Here is a 15,631-nt window from a genome sequence, read left to right as displayed (position 1 = left end):
GACTGGCGATGCCTGAACTGAACAGCTCGAGCGAGAAAAATCTGAGCAGCGACGACAAGTTGCCGGGCTCGACGTTCGGTCCCGGGACTGACGACGACGGCGTCGAGGTGACTCCCGTCGGTGAGACGACCACCTCGGGTGCCTGTTCCGACGGCGAGACCGCCGGGGACATGACCGTGACGGAGCTACGCGAGTGGCTGCGACAGTGGGTCTCGGACACCACCGGGCTTCCGGTGGACCAGGTCTCCGATGACCGGCCCCTCGAAGAGTTCGGGCTGTCCTCGCGTGACGCGGTGGCGATGTCAGGCGACATCGAGGACAAGACCGGCGTGATCCTCACCGCCACGGTCGCGTATCAGCATCCGACGATCGCGTCGCTCGCGAAACGGATCATCGAAGGCGACCCCGACGAAGGGGTGGACGACGACGAGGATTCGGCGCGTTACCAGCGCGTGCGGGGCGACGAGGACGACATCGCGATCGTCGGCGTGGCAACCCGGTTCCCGAAGGCGGGCCACACCCCGGAGTCGACCTGGGATCTGCTGATCAACGGGCGCGACGGCGTCGGCGATCTGCCGGATGACCGGTGGACCGAGTTCAAGGCCGAACCGCGTATCGCCAAGGTGCTGGCGGATGCGAACCTACACGGCGGCTATCTCGACGATGTCAAAGGATTCGATGCGGACTTCTTCCAGATGTCGCCGCGCGAGGTCGAGATGGTCGATCCGCAGCAGCGTCTTGCTCTGGAGCTGACCTGGGAGGCGCTCGAACACGCCCACATCCCGGCCAGCGATCTCAAGGGCGGCCAGGTCGGGGTCTTCATCGGCAGCTCGACCAACGACTACCAGATGCTGGCGGTCTCCGATCCCGAGGGCGCCGGCGAAACCGCCGCATACGCCCTCACCGGCACCTCGACATCCATTGTTGCAGGCCGGGTTTCGTACTACTTCGACTTCCGCGGCCCTTCGGTGGCCCTCGACACCGCGTGTTCGTCCTCGTTGGTCGCGGTGCACCAGGCCGTCCGAAGTCTGCGTACCGGCGAATCCGATGTGGCACTCGCCGGTGGCGTCAACATGCTCATCACCCCCGCGGCGACGCTCGGTTTCGACTCGGTGGGAGTGCAGTCGAAAGATGGCCGCATCAAGGCCTTCTCGTCCGACGCGGATGGCATGATCCGTGCCGAAGGTGGCGGACTCGTGGTGCTCAAGCGTCTGTCCGACGCGCGGCGCGACGGCGACAAGGTGCTCGCGGTGGTGGCCGGGTCCGCGGTCAACTCCGACGGCCGGTCCAATGGTCTCCCGGCGCCGAATCCCGAGGCGCAGGTCCAGGTTCTGCGTACGGCCTATACCGACGCCGCGATCGATCCGCGCGACGTCGACTACATCGAGGCACACGGCACCGGAACCATCCTCGGTGACCCGATCGAAGCCGACGCCCTGGGACGCGTGCTGGGCAAAGGCCGCGATGCCGACAAGCCGACCCTGCTGGGTTCGGCCAAGACCAACTTCGGCCATCTCGAAGCTGCCGCCGGCGCCGCGGGTCTCATCAAAGTTGTGCTGGCACTGGCGGAGAACAAGCTGCCCCCGTCGTTGAACTACGCCGGACCCAACCCGTACATCCAGTTCGACGCCCTGCGACTGCGGGTCATCGACGAGGCCACCGACTGGCCGCGCTACTCGGGGCATGCCGTCGCAGGCGTCTCGGGCTTCGGCTTCGGCGGCACCAACGCGCACGTGGTGATCAGGGAGGTCACCCCGCAGGACCTGGCCGCACCCGGTACCGAGGTCGTGGCACCGAAGGCACAGGCCGTCGTGGCCGACTTCCTCGACGACGACGATGACGTCGAAGAGTTCCTCACCGAGGCCGAGCGGGCAGCGTTGGGGCAGTTGGCCACCGCGACCAGCGCTGCGGAAGAAGAGGTCGCGGACACCGATCCCGTCGCAGACTTCGCTCCGTGTGCGGCGCAGGGTTCGGTTGTCCCGCTGGTGGTCTCCGGGTTCCTGCCCTCGCGGCGCCGTAAGGCGGCCGCCGACCTCGCCGACTGGCTCGAGACGGACGAGGCGAAGGCGACACCGCTCGTCGACATCGGCCGCACCCTGGCGCACCGCAACCATGGCCGTACCCGCTCGGTGGTGATGGCCCGCACCCACGAAGAGGCTCTCAAGGGTCTGCGTGCGGTCGCCGACAACAAGAACAACCCGAACGTCTACACCTGTGACTCACCCGATTCGGCGTCCGCGGTGTGGTTGCTGTCAGGCTTCGGATCTCAGCACCGCAAGATGGCGAAACAGCTCTACACCGAGAACCCGGTGTTCGCCGCCGCGGTCGACAAGGTCGATGCGCTCGTCGAGAACGAGCTCGGGTACTCGATGGTCGAGATCATCCTCGACGATTCGATCACCTACGAGATCGAGACATCGCAGATCGGCATCTTCACCATCCAGATCGGGCTCGCCGAGCTGCTGCGTCATCACGGCGCGGATGCCGGTGTCGTCGTCGGACATTCGATGGGTGAAGCCGCAGGCGCGTACATCACCGGTGGTCTCTCACTCGAAGACGCCGTGCGGGTCATCTGCCAGCGGTCCCGCCTGATGGGTGAGGCGGAGGCGACGCTGACCGGCGACGCCATCCGGCTCATGGCACTTGTCGAATACAGCGCCGACGACATCACCGATGTCCTCGTCGACTATCCCGACCTCGAGATCTGCGTCTATGCGGCGCCGACCCACACGGTCATCGGCGGACCCGAACCGCAGGTCGACGCGATCGTTGCGCGTGCCGAGAGTGAGGGCAAGCTCGGTCGCAAACTCGCGACGAAGGGCGCCAGCCACACCTCGCAGACCGATCCGTTGCTCGGTGAACTCGCCTATGAGCTGACCGGGATCGAGCCGCTGTCGCCGAAGATCGGTTTCTACAGCTCGGTCGACCGTGAGGCGTACTACCGTCCAGGTCACGCTCCGGTGCACGCGGTGGAGTACTGGACCAAGGGATTGCGGCACAGCGTCTGGTTCTCCCAGGCGGTGTCGAAGTCCGTCGAAAATGGTCATACCACCTTCCTGGAACTGTCGCCGAACCCGGCGGTGCTGATATCTGTTGCTGCGGTGACGTTCTCGGCCGGCATTCACGACGCAGAGCTCATCGAGACGCTGCGTCGGAAGGAAGACGAGAGCTACGGCGTGATCAACGCGCTCATGAAGCTCTATGTCCACGGGCATGCTGTCGATGTCGGAACCCTGTTCGGGCAGGGCGATTTCGCCCAGGTGCCGCGTACTCGCTTCGAGCGCAAGCCGTATTGGCTCACCGCGTCGATCTCGGGTGGTTCGGGCGAAGGCAGGATCCCAGGATCGCATGTGTCACTGCCCGACGGCCGCCACGTGTGGCAGGTGGCGGCGTCCGCGGCCACCGATCTGACCGAACTGGTCAAAGCTGCCGCCGGACAAGTTCTCACCGATGTACAGATCACTGCCATCGCGCCGCACGGCGAAGCGCTCGGCGCGACGACGTTCACCACGACCCTCGCCCCCCATCCGGGCGGTGGCGCCTTGCAGGTCCATGCCGCGCAAGGTGATTCGTTCCGGTTGCTGCTCGATGCCGTGGTCACGTCCGGTGCGGCGACGGCTCCTGCTGCGCCCGACTCGGCTGCGACCCGATCCGGCGCGGAGAAGTCCGGTTTCGTCGACAACTCTTTGACCACCGACCCGGAGGTGTCCGATGAGATCGGTGCCCGCTGGGATCCGGCGTCCGGTGAGAGCGTCGATGATCGACTGGCCACCATCGTCGCGGAGTCGATGGGTTACGAACCCGAGGATCTGCCTCGCGAGATCCCGTTGATCGAACTGGGCCTCGATTCCCTGATGGCGATGCGCATCAAGAACCGTGCCGAGTGGGAGTTCGACATCCCGCAGCTGCAGTTGCAGGCGATGCGAGATGCCAACCTGCAGGACGTCGTCAAGTTCGTCACCTACGCCGTGGAGCATCGGGATGAGGTGCAGGCGCTCGCCGCCGAGGCGGAGGGCAAGGGCGAACTCGACACCGCGGCGCTGGCGCAGCTGATCGAGGCCGGCGACACCAACGACGCAGGTGAACCCGAGGCGCAGGCACAGGCAGTCGCCGCCGCCGAAGCACAGCCGGAGGTACCCGAGATCGCCCCCGAGGGTGTCCCCGACGTTGTGGCCGCACCCGTCGCAAAGGCCGACGTCGCCCCGGCTCCGGCCAATCTGCAGAACCAGGCGGCGGTCGCGGCCGCGGCCGGCGCCGACGTGCCGCCCCGTGATGCCGCCGAGCGCCTCACCTTCGGGGTGTGGGCAGTGGTGACCGGTAAGTCGGCGGGAGGCATCTTCAATCCGCTGCCGGTCCTCGACGACGAGATGGCCGAGAAGCTGACCGCACGGCTCTCCGAGCGCGCCGGCGGCGAACTCGACATCGAGGACGTCATCGACGCCGACAACATCGAGACGATGTCGAACTATGTCCGCGAGCATCTCGAGGGTGGGCTCGTCGACGGATTCGTCCGCTACCTCCGTACGCCGGAGAAGTCGGACCGGACTCCGATTCTGGTGTTCCACCCGGCCGGCGGCTCGACCGCCGCGTACGAGGCACTGCTCAAACGACTTCCGGCCGACGTCCCCGTGATCGGTTTCGACCGTGTCGAGGGCACCATCGAGGAACGCGTGAAGCAGTACTATCCGAAACTCAAAGAGGTGCAGCCGGAAGGCCCGTACATCTTGGTCGGGTGGTCGCTCGGTGGCGCACTCGCGTATGGCGCCGCGCAGTTGCTGACCGAGGCGGGCGACGAGGTGTCGTTCGTCGGTCTGATCGATGTGGTCCGGCCCCGAGAGCCCATCGTCGACACCCCGGAGGCCAAGCGGGCCCGGCTCGAGCGGTACTACGAGTTCGCCAAGCGCACTTACGGTCTCGACGACGCGCCGTTGCCGATGGAGCGTCTCGTGGAAGCCGATGACGAGGGACAGTTCCGGATCATCATGGAGATGCTCGCGATGAGTGACGCCAAGATCCCCGGCGGGATCATCGAACATCAGCGCACCAGCTTCCTCGACAACCGGGCCCTGACCACCGTCGAGCCGACCAGGTTCGACGGCAAGGTCATCCTCTATCGGGCCGAGAAGATGCACGAGGGTGCCATCGAGTTGGAGCCCCAGTGGGCTGAGATCGATGAAGACGGCCGATGGGGTGAAGTCGTGGACGATCTCGAGATCGTCCACGTCGGTGGCGATCACCTCGGGATCGTCGACGAGCCGTACATCGGAATCATCGGCGCCGACCTGACCGCACGGCTCGACGAACTCGCAGGGAAAGTGACCAAAGATTGACTGACACGACCGCCGGGAAGCTCAAAGAGCTCCGCGAAAAGCTCGAGTCCGCAAAGGAACCCGGTGGCGACAAGGCCATCGCCAAGCGTGCCGCGAAAGGCATCGGGTCGCCGCGTGACCGCCTGAACATGCTGTTCGATCCCGGAACATTCGTCGAGATCGGCCAGCTGGCCAAGATGCCCGGTGCCGCAGACACCGGGTACGGCGACGGTGTGGTCACCGGCCACGGTTTCGTGAACGGCCGTCCCGTGGCGGCGTTCTCGCACGATCAAGCCGTCTTCGGCGGCACCGTCGGCGAGATGTTCGGCCGCAAGGTCGCAGCCATCATGGAGTGGGCGGGCAAGGTCGGCTGCCCGGTGGTCGGTATCAACGACTCGGCGGGCGCCCGCATCCAGGACGCGGTCACGTCGCTGGCCTGGTATGCGGAGATGGGTCGCCGTAGCGACCTGATCTCCGGTCTGGCTCCGCAGGTGTCGGTGATCCTCGGGAAGTGCGCGGGCGGTGCGGTGTACGGCCCGGCCAACACCGATGTCCTGGTCGGCGTCAAAGAACAGAGCTACATGTTCGTGACCGGACCCGATGTCCTGAAGCAGGTGACCGGCGAGGACGTCACCCCCGACGAGCTGGGTGGGTCGTTCAATCAGGCTCGCTGGGGCAATCTGCACCATCTCGCGGACGACGAGCAAGGCGCGTTCGACTGGGTGCGTGACTATCTCGAATACATGCCGTCGACCGTGCACGAACGGCCGCCGGTCATCAACCCCGGGCTCGAGCCCGAGATCACCGAGACCGATCTCTCGCTCAACACCTTCATGCCCGACAACGACAACGCCGGCTACGACATGCGCGACATCATCGTCCGGATCTTCGACGACGGATCGTTCCATGAGATCGGTGAGCTCTACGCGTCCAACATCTTGACAGGATTCTCCCGGATCGACGGGGCTTCGGTGGGTATCGTGGCCAACCAGCCGAATGTGATGTCCGGTGTGCTGGACACGGATTCGTCGGAGAAGGCGAGCCGGTTCGTCCGGCTGTGCAATGCCTACAACATCCCGCTGGTCTTCCTGGTGGACACCCCGGGAATCCTCCCGGGGCTGGAGGAGGAGCGGAAGGGCACGATCAGGCGATCAGGACGTTTCCTGTACGCCTACGTCGAGGCCGATGTCCCGAAGATCACCGTGGTGCTGCGTAAGGCGTACGGCGGCGCGTACGCGGTGATGGGAAGCAAGCAGCTCGGCGCCGACCTGAACTTCGCGTGGCCGACGGCGAAGATCGCCGTGATGGGCGCGGAGTCCGCGGCGGCGGTGCTGACCCGGCGACAGACCGAGAACGCGACGCCCGAGGAAGCCGACAAGATCCGGCAGGATTTCATCGACTTCTACAACACGGCGATGGCCACCCCGTACCTCGCGGCCGAGCGCGGCTACATCGACGCGGTCATCGAACCGGCGGAGACCCGCCTCGCACTCCGAAAAGCGTTGGCACAACTCAAGGACAAGCATGTGATCAGGTCGCCGCGCAAACACCTACTGATGCCCATCTAGCGATCCGTAGCCTCGCGAAACCCGACGGACTCCGGTCGGATCGGTTTAACTGATACGCACAGCGTGTGAGCCGATCCGCCGGTCGGCGAGTCACTCCCGGATGGGTGTGTCCCGCTCGACGTCCGAAGGAGTTCCCTGATGCGGTGGCCACGTCGTCGTTCCCCCTTCACCTACGGGTTGTGGGTGGTGTTGCTCGTGCTGGGTGCGCTGGTGGTCTCGGACTCGATCAAGCTCGGTACGAACCGGCAACCAACGGCGGACCCGTTCTACAGCTACAGCGGACCGCTCGTCGATGTCGAGCCGGGAACGGTGTTGCGCACGCGACCGATCGAACTCGCCATGGGTGATGTCAAGACTCACATCGCCGGAACCCAGGCGCTCTATCGATCGACGGACCAGCGCGGCAATCCCACCACGGCCGTGACGACGATGTTCCGCCCGGTCGAGGCCGGTCGGTCCCCGCGCATCATCTCGTACCACGTGGCGTACGACGCTCTGGGCGATGAATGCGATCCGTCGTATACGTTGCGGGGCAACAAGTCCAACGTGCTCTCCGAAGTCGCCGAGGCAGTGATCGCGGGGTATCTCGCCACCGGGCACACCGTCAGTGTGCCGGACTACGAGGGTCTGCGCGAGGGATGGACGGTCGGCAGGCAATCGGGATACAACGCCCTCGACGGGGTCCGGGCGACCGAGGCTGTACTGAAGCTCCCGGCCGACACCCCCGTCGGCCTGATCGGCTATTCAGGTGGGTCCGTGCCCACCGAGTGGGGAGCAGAGATGGCGCCGGGTTACGCGCCCGACCTGAACATCGTCGGGGCTGCGGCGGGTGGCCTGCCGGTGAACATGGTGCACAACTTGGCCTACGTCAGCGGAGCAAAGGATTGGGCGGGGGTCATCCCGGCTCTCATCGACGCGTACAGCCGGGTGTATGCCCTGGACACCGAATCGTTCCTGTCGCCGTACGGCGACAGGCTGACCGACACCGTGTCGAACCAGTGCGTCGCCGACTTCGCTCACAGCTACCCGGACCTCACCGACGCCGAGATGGTCAAGGCGCCGTACACCTCTTTGATGCAGGTCAAATCCATGGTGCAGGCAGCCAACGACAACATCATGGGCAACTCCGGTACCCCGCGGACGCCCATGTTCCTCGCCGTTGGTCAGTCCGACGAGACCGGTGATCAGGTGATGGTGACCGCTGACGTCCGGGGCCTCGCCCACGAGTACTGCTCGCGGGGGGTGTCGGTGGACTTCAAGGTGTATCAGGGAGATGACCACCGCGAGGCTTACGTCTCGTTCCAGCGGGATGCGGCGGTGTTCCTGTCGGAACGCTTCAGTGAGGTCCCACCTCCCGACAAGTGCGGGGAGATCGAGCCCGGCACCTCGCTGGATCCGTTGCCGGTACCCGTCGGCTAGCCAGTTCGGACACGGATGAGTGTGCTGGGCAGGCTCAGTCGGCGTCGTCCTCGTCGGGATGGCGGATGTTGCCTGCGAACATCACGCCGATCGCGAAACCCATGATCGGGAACAGGTAGGCCCAGGTGAAGCCGATGTCGGGTAGGTAGCCGTCGTCGCCGTCGACGAGTTCGGCGTTGTGCGGCACCAGCCACACGGTGGCCAGCACCGCGGCGCCACCCAGCGTGCATCCGGCGACGGTCATGATGCTGAGGAACTCGCTGCGGGTGGCGGGATCGAGGTGCCCGGTGAACCGCAGGGTCGCCCATCCGAAAACCCCGCCGCACAGCGCAAAGATAGGTGGGGTAAGCCAGATCAGCAGGGGTACCTTGAGGTTGAGATCCTGGCCTCGCGGAACATGGATCGTCGATTCGAGCCCGCTGACATCCGGTGCGATGAAATACCAGGCGACCACAGCGATGATCCCGATACCGAAACCCACCAGTGCTGCCTGCAGCCAGACGGCCCTCCTCAGCCGTGCGACCATCACCCGTCCTTCCGCTCCACCTCGGTACCTCGGCTCAGTGTTTCATGCGACCCAGCGGATCAGGCGAAGAAATGGATCGAGCTTCGCTTCGTCTCCGGTTCAGTAACCGACCGCCCTCATCGGCGCCGGCGACCACAGGCCGGAATGAGTACTCGTGCCCAGTTCGATCTCTGCGGGCTCGGCGGTCGCGATCTCGGTGAACTGCTGCAGCGAGCCCCAGTCCCGGCCCCAGTCGTTGCGCAGATAGGACGGGATGATGGTGGGCCGCAACATCGCCTGCGTGATGCCTAGCGGACCACCCGCATCGCCCGACATCCACGTCTGGCTGTTCTGCCTGGTGGCCTGGGCGTCGGGAAGAATGCGCCACTTGGGGACCTCGGTGACGCCGTACTTGACGGCCATCGGCTGCTGACATGGGAAGACCATGGCGGGCAACCAGTCGACGAGCACCGGATCGTTGGTGCCGACAAGGTCATTCAGGGTGCGCAAGGTGGTGATGCGCGGAGGCGTCACCGCCAGCCACTGATCGGGCGCCAGCGAGGTGTCCTTGGCGATGATCCGCACCACCGACGCGCCCGCGGGGGCATCGGAGAGCGGGAACCGCAGGTTACGCCAGATCGGTGGGTCACCGATGTCGATGGGCGTCATCTGGCCGACCGGTATCACGGTGTTCCCGGGCCCGGGACGGCCGAACTCGGCGATCAGTTCCTGTCCGGACTGCACGACGCCGTCGCCGTTCACCGCGGTGATCCGGCCGGCAGCCGACAGGGTCATCAGTGGAGCTCCCGGCGACGATTCCGGCATCTGATACCAGGACGACGTCAGGTTGCCACCGGCGGAGCCGAAGCTGCCGAGGACCGGGGTGTTGGCCGGATCCAGGCCGAACGGCAGTCGCACGGTCGAGCCGTTGACGCCCAGCGAACCCTGACCGCCTCCGGTGCCGGCCTCGTCGGCGTCGGTCGAGTCGTCATCGGAGCCTGCACCCGACTGGGCCGTGTTCTGGGCTGCAGCGGTGTCGCTGGACTCGGTGGCGTCGACGGATAGGTCATTCGGCACGCCGTTGGGCGTGAACCCGGTCGGGTCGGTACCAGCCAGCGCTTCGCCCGGGGTCAGGTCGGTCTGTCCCGCGACTGTGGCCGGCTGTAGCAGTCCGGTGTTCGGGTCCGGTTCCACGAGAACGTCGTTGGCCAGTGCGCAGATGTCGCCCCGCAGTGCGTCGACGTTCGAGTTCAGCCACGACCAGCTGTCTTTTTGCACGTACGCGGCTTTGGCGAACGAGGCCATCATGAACAGCACCATCAGACCCGAGAGCACCGGCATCGGCGAGAACGCGAAGCGGTGCAGGCGGCGCGATCCCTCGGTGCGTTGATCGGCGTCGACGTAGTCGTCGCGGAAGTGCTGCCACAGTCCGACCAGCGTGGTGGCCACGGCGATCACCAACACGATCCACGTGACGCGGATGCCTGCGATCTGCGGTGGCTGGTCCCACCAGGGGATGCCGTAGCTGGCCACGAACCACCAGCCGTTGGTGCCGGCGAACGACAAGGCCACGACGTAGAGGACGGCAGCGGCGAAGAAGGTGCGATTGCGCCTGCGCCGCAACAGCGCCGGTGCCATCATCGCACCGGCAGCCGCGGCGAGAGCAGCGCCGATACCGGCGTAGACGCCGAGGTGGTGCGTCCACTTCGTGGGGGTGAAGGCGAGGAAGAACATGAAGCCGAACACGCCCGCGACCAGACGCCAGGTAGGCCCCTTGGCGATGCCCATCGGCTTGCGCCGACGTAGCAGCATCAGCAGCACCACCATCAGGCACAGGAACGCCATCAGGATGCCGAACCGTCGGGACAGGGTGCCGTCGGCGGTCGGCAGCATCAGGTAGTAGTACCGGACCGGTTCTTGCCACCACTCGAGGGTCGGCCCGACCTCGGACGCCACCTGCGACGAGGTGAGAATCGTCGACAACGTCTGATCGGCAAAGATGTTGTACAGCACTGCGGTTCCGGCAGCCAGGATCGGCATCAGCAGGGGCAGGAGGCCGTCTCGGTGCCTGCGGGCCATGATCCGGCGCAGCAGAGGGCGGATACCGGCGAGCAGCAGAGCCACCGCCATCAGGCCACCGGGGGCGAGCGCCAGGGTGAACGCAGCGATCGTCGTGGCCAGGGCCAGTGGCAGCAATCGGCCGGTGGCGATCGAGCGGTCCACGGAGACCCAGGTCAGCAGAGCACCCACCGCCAGTGCGGGTTCGGGCCGCAGACCATTGTTGTAGGGCATCCAGATGGCGAGGAAGACGAAGGCTGCCGACCACAGGGCCGGTGTCGAATGGCGGACGGTCCGGCCCAGGCGTGGGATGACCTCTCGGGAGATCAGCCACCACCCGAGCAGGCCGAGTAGGAAGGCGGGCAAGCGCATCCACGGTGCCGACAGGCTGACCTGCGCCATCGCGGAGATCACCTGATAGTGCCAGCCGAAGGGGTCCTGTGGCACGCCGAAGTAGCGGTAGTAGTTGTCGACGTAGCCGGCCTCACCGGCGATGCGGCCGACCGTGAAGTTGTAGCCGTCGTCAGAAGTGTTGGAGCCCATCAGCCACCAGAACGCGAGCACCCCGAACACCACGACATCCGAGATCCGGATGGTCCACCAGCGGGCGGGCAGGAACCTGTGGTGACCGCGGCCGTCACGCGCGTCGAGCAAAGCCAATGCCACCAGCGACAGCACGGTCATCGCGATACCGATGACCAGGGACAGGAACTTCAGTGTGGTCGGGGTGGTGACGAAGCGGGTGTCGATGGTGGCGTTGAACTCGAGTCCCGCGGGTGAGGTGCCTTCGGGCAGTTCGGTGAAGACCCCGACGATCTGCGGGCGCAGGTTGGGGTCAGGGACGTTGAACGAGAGCTGACCTTCGCTGCCGCCGTCGACGATCTCACCGGAGGCGCCCTTGCCGTCGGCGTTGAAGATGATGCGGCAGTTCGGGTTCGCTTGCGCGGCAGCGCGATCGGCGGTGAGTAGCACCACGTCTCGACCGGTGACGGTGATGCTGTCGGAGGTGGCGCGGATGAACAGTCCACGAGAGGTCGCCTCGAGGCCGCCGGTGGGCAGGGTCGAGAGCAGCACACCGCCGTTTTCGGGCAGATCAGCTGCAGTCGAACACGGGACGGAAACCCTGATGTCGGTCGGCACGAACGACACGAGGGGCGCCGCGACATTGGTGACCGAATTGTTCTGCGGCCAATTGAGCTGCGCTGTCGTCTGTTTCACCGGCATGAGCGGGCTGAGACAGGCGAGCAGGAATCCGATGAGACCGGCGACGACCGCGACGATCTTGACGTTCCGGTAGCCGGGACCGGCGAATCCGCGCACGGATCGGTTTTTACTGATGGTGCTTGCCTTTTCACTCATTGCTCTGCGGCACCACTCTCAGGGAGCCGGTGCGGGCCCATCCCCATTTGGTCTCGGTGCCGGTGGTGATGTTCGCCGTCGGAGCGTCGGGCACCAGCGGGGTCAGTCGTTCCAGTGAGCCCCAGTCCCGGAACCAGTCGTCCTTCAGATAGGTGGCAACAGTGTTGGCGCTGGTCATCGATTCGCTCACCGCGAGGACACCGCCGTCTTCGGCGGCCTGCCAGGTCTTGGACTGCGATGCCGCGGTGGCGCGGTCCGGCAGAATCCGCCACTGCGGGATCTCGGCGACGCCGTCGGTGATGGCAAAGGGGCGCTGGCACGGGAACTGGCTTCCCACGCTGAGGTCGATCAGCGTCGGTGCCTGCGATCCGACGACCTCCTGCAGTGTCTGCAGTTGCGGAGCCCGCGGCGGTGTGATGGCCAGCCACTGTTTCGGGTTGACGTTGTTGTCCTTGGCGATGATCCGCATCGCCGTCGCCCCGGCGGGGACCTGATCCATCGGTATCCGCAGGTTGCGCCATGGCCGGTTCGGCTTGTCCGGCCCGGGATCGATCGGCCGGATCAACGGCCCGAGCTCGGTGAAGGATCCGTCGCCCCCGTCGGCGCCGAACTGCACCTGGAGCTGCTGGCCGAACGTCGACACGCCTTCTTCGTTGAGGGTGAAGACCGGGCCTGCGACGCTGAACACCAGCAGGGGCGAGGCGTCGCGGGCAGGCAACTCGTACCAGTCGGTCTCGAGGTTGGCCTCACCGCTGTCATAGCCGTAACTGCCCAGTACCGGGGTGGTCGCGGGGTCGAGGCCGAAAGGCAATGCGACCGTGGACCCGTTGACGGTCTCGGGGCCGACGCCACCGGTGATACCGGCCCCCGCACCCGACACCACGAACGGTTTGTTGAAGCTCGCCGAGACGTTCATCTGGCCCGGACGCGCCGATCCGGCTTCGGGGGTCAGGTCCGGTGCGACACCGTCGGGCGTGAATCCGACCGGATCCTCACCTGCCAGCGCCTCGGCCGCGGTGGCACCGCCCGCCGGGGTCAGCGTCCCCTGGTTCGGATCGGGTTCGGTGAGAACGGCATCGGCCATGGCGCAGCTGTTGCCGCGCAGGGTGTCGAGGTTGGAGCCCAGCACGGTGTACGCCGGGTAGCGCGACAATGCGGCCTTGGCGAACACCGCGAGCATGCAGATCACCATGAAGCCGGCGATCAACGCGATCGGAGTGGACGCGACGAACAGGCGGCGACGATCGGAGCGTGCTGTGCGATCGGCGCCGGTATCGGCATCCGGGTCGTGGGGACTGTGCGCGAGGCCCTTGTTCTCGACGTAGTCCAGACGCAGGTGCTGCCACACCGCGACCGCCCCGGCGATCACCGCGAGGACGAGGAAGAGCGTCGACACCTCACGGCCCGCGATCACCGGGGCCTTGTCGAACCACGAGATCCCGAAGTCGTACGCCCACGGCCAGGCATTCTCTCCGGCCATCGCGGCGGCGAGGGCGAACATCAGGCCTGCGACGAACACGGAGAGATTTCGTGTCGAGCGGGCCGCCGACTGGGCCACCGCGATGGTGGCCGTCGCCGCGAGCGCGGCGGCGAAACCGGCGAAGATGCCGAAATGGATGGTCCATTTGGTCGGGGTGAACATCATCAGCAACAGCGTGATGAGGGTGGCGCCGAGCACGCGCCACACCGGCCCGGGATCGATCGCACGGATCTTGCTGCGCCGCAACATGACAGCGAGTGTGACGAAGACGGAGGCGAGCAGCAGCAGGACGGGGACACGACGGGTCAGCGCGCCGTCATCGGTGGTGACGGTGAGGAAGTAGTAGCGCAGGTATTCCTGCCACCACGAGATGGTGGGTCCGACGATGTAGCGGGTGCGCACGGCATCGAACACGGTGGACAGCGTCTGGTCACGAAAGACGACCAGCACGACCAGCGATGCGGCGGCGATCGACGGGGCCATCAGAGACGCGAGCCGGAAGTATCGGATGCGGGGCTCGGTGGTCGGCGCGGGATCGCCGTGACGGTCTTCGCGACTGCGTTCGATCAGCACTCGCAGCATCGGACGGGCGCCGACGATCAGTACCGCGACGGCGATGACACCCTGCGGAGCCAGGGCCAGGGTGAACCCGGCGACCAGCGCGGCCAGCGCGGCCGGCAGCAATCGCCGGGTCGCGATGGCGTGTTCGACAGCCCACCAGGTCAGCAGCGACCCCAGGATGATGATCGACTCGCTCCGCAATCCACTCGCGAACGGCAGCCAGAAGGCAGTGAAGACCGCCGCTGCCGCCCACACGGCCCACACGCTGCGCCGGACACCGGCACCGAGCCGTGGCAGCAGCACCCGCGACAGGATGAACCAGGAGGCGAGCCCCGCCAGCAGGGACGGGATGTGCATCCACAGACCCGATGCGGACACCTGCGACCACATGGCCAGGAAGGAGTAGTACCAGTCGAAGGGCGCCTCGGCGATGCCATAGAAGCGGTAGTAGTTCGCGAGGTATCCCGCGCCCTCGGAGGCGCGGCCCATGTTGAGGATGTAGCCGTCGTCGGGCGATGCGGCGCCGAGGAGGTGCCAGACCACCAGAACGGCGGTGACCGCGAGGTCGCTGACGCGTGGGCGCAGGATCCGCTTCCACGACCGTTCACCGACGAGCCGGTGATATCCACCGATCCGGTCGAGCAGGGCCAGGCACACCAGGGAGGTGAGCACGGCGATGACACCGACGATCATGGCGAGCAATTTGATGACCGACGGCGTGCTGGCGAATCTGGTGTCGACGACGGTGGTCACCGAGAGGCCTTGCGTGGCAGCGGCATTGACGGCAGCGGTCGACAGGGACGTGAAGACGCCGTCGAACTCGGGACGCTGATCGATCCCGAGGGTGTTGGCCGGTCCGAGACCGACGAACTCGGCGCCGACGCCGCCGGGGCCCGACCAGATGTGCAGCTCGCGGCACTGCGGCGACCCCACCTCGGCGCGCGGGGCGCTGACGGCGAGTTCGTTGCGGAAGATCACCGAGACCGCGGACGGGGAGGCATTGACGACCAGAGCGTTCTGGTTGTAGCGCTGCGCTGCCTGCGGCATGGTCGCCAAGACCAGCCCGCCCTCGTCGCCGAGGGTGTCGATCAGCGCGCAGGGAATCCTCGCGTCGAATGTCTTCGGGGTCTGGGCGATGAGCGGAGCGGTGACCGATGCGGTCTCACTCGACAGGGTTTGACCCTGCGGCCAGTTGATCGTGGAGGTCGACTGATTGACGGGCAGCAACGGGGTGATCGCACACAACACGATTCCCACCAGACCCGCGAAAATTGCGGCCCAACGGACAGTCCCCGCACGGGGGATGTGAGAGGACACAGGCACGAGCAACGATGGTATTGCACAGACCTGAGAGACCTAACCTGCCCCGAGC

At 66.1% G+C, this 15,631-nt stretch carries 6 protein-coding genes; 3 read left to right on the top strand and 3 right to left on the bottom strand.

The window, feature by feature from the left end:
- Window positions 1-8: 8 nt before the first annotated feature.
- The 3 genes from pks13 to DFR67_RS07590 all read left to right on the top strand — a co-directional run bounded on the left by pks13 (window position 9) and on the right by DFR67_RS07590 (window position 8,296).
- Complete coding sequence (pks13, locus tag DFR67_RS07600) at window positions 9-5,330, top strand: polyketide synthase Pks13 (RefSeq protein WP_110468878.1); 5,322 nt, start codon at window positions 9-11, stop codon at window positions 5,328-5,330.
- The gene (locus tag DFR67_RS07595; RefSeq protein ID WP_110468877.1) at window positions 5,327-6,877 is read left to right on the top strand and encodes an acyl-CoA carboxylase subunit beta; all 1,551 of its coding nucleotides are present in this window, start codon (window positions 5,327-5,329) and stop codon (window positions 6,875-6,877) included. Before pks13 ends, DFR67_RS07595 begins: the two co-directional genes overlap by 4 nt.
- 138 nt (window positions 6,878-7,015) lie before the next feature.
- Window positions 7,016-8,296 (top strand): lipase family protein, encoded by a 1,281-nt coding sequence (locus DFR67_RS07590; protein WP_110468875.1) that lies wholly within the window; start codon window positions 7,016-7,018, stop codon window positions 8,294-8,296.
- A gap of 34 nt (window positions 8,297-8,330) precedes the next feature.
- Here the strand turns inward: DFR67_RS07590 and DFR67_RS07585 are convergent, their stop codons facing one another.
- From DFR67_RS07585 to DFR67_RS07575, 3 genes are all read right to left on the bottom strand, one after another.
- Window positions 8,331-8,822, bottom strand: a complete 492-nt coding sequence (locus tag DFR67_RS07585) for a hypothetical protein (RefSeq protein ID WP_110468874.1) — start codon at window positions 8,820-8,822, stop codon at window positions 8,331-8,333.
- 99 nt (window positions 8,823-8,921) lie between these two features.
- The gene (locus DFR67_RS07580; protein WP_110468873.1) at window positions 8,922-12,218 is read right to left on the bottom strand and encodes an arabinosyltransferase domain-containing protein; all 3,297 of its coding nucleotides are present in this window, start codon (window positions 12,216-12,218) and stop codon (window positions 8,922-8,924) included.
- A complete protein-coding gene (locus tag DFR67_RS07575; protein WP_110468871.1) occupies window positions 12,211-15,582 on the bottom strand; it encodes an arabinosyltransferase domain-containing protein in 3,372 nt (1,123 codons plus the stop codon). The genes DFR67_RS07580 and DFR67_RS07575 overlap by 8 nt, the downstream gene beginning before the upstream one ends.
- Window positions 15,583-15,631 lie beyond the last annotated feature (49 nt).

The organism is Williamsia limnetica, assembly GCF_003217475.1.
GTDB lineage: Bacteria > Actinomycetota > Actinomycetes > Mycobacteriales > Mycobacteriaceae > Williamsia > Williamsia limnetica.
Note: the sequence above shows the minus strand (reverse complement) of the source record. Positions and strands in the feature narration are given on the sequence as shown.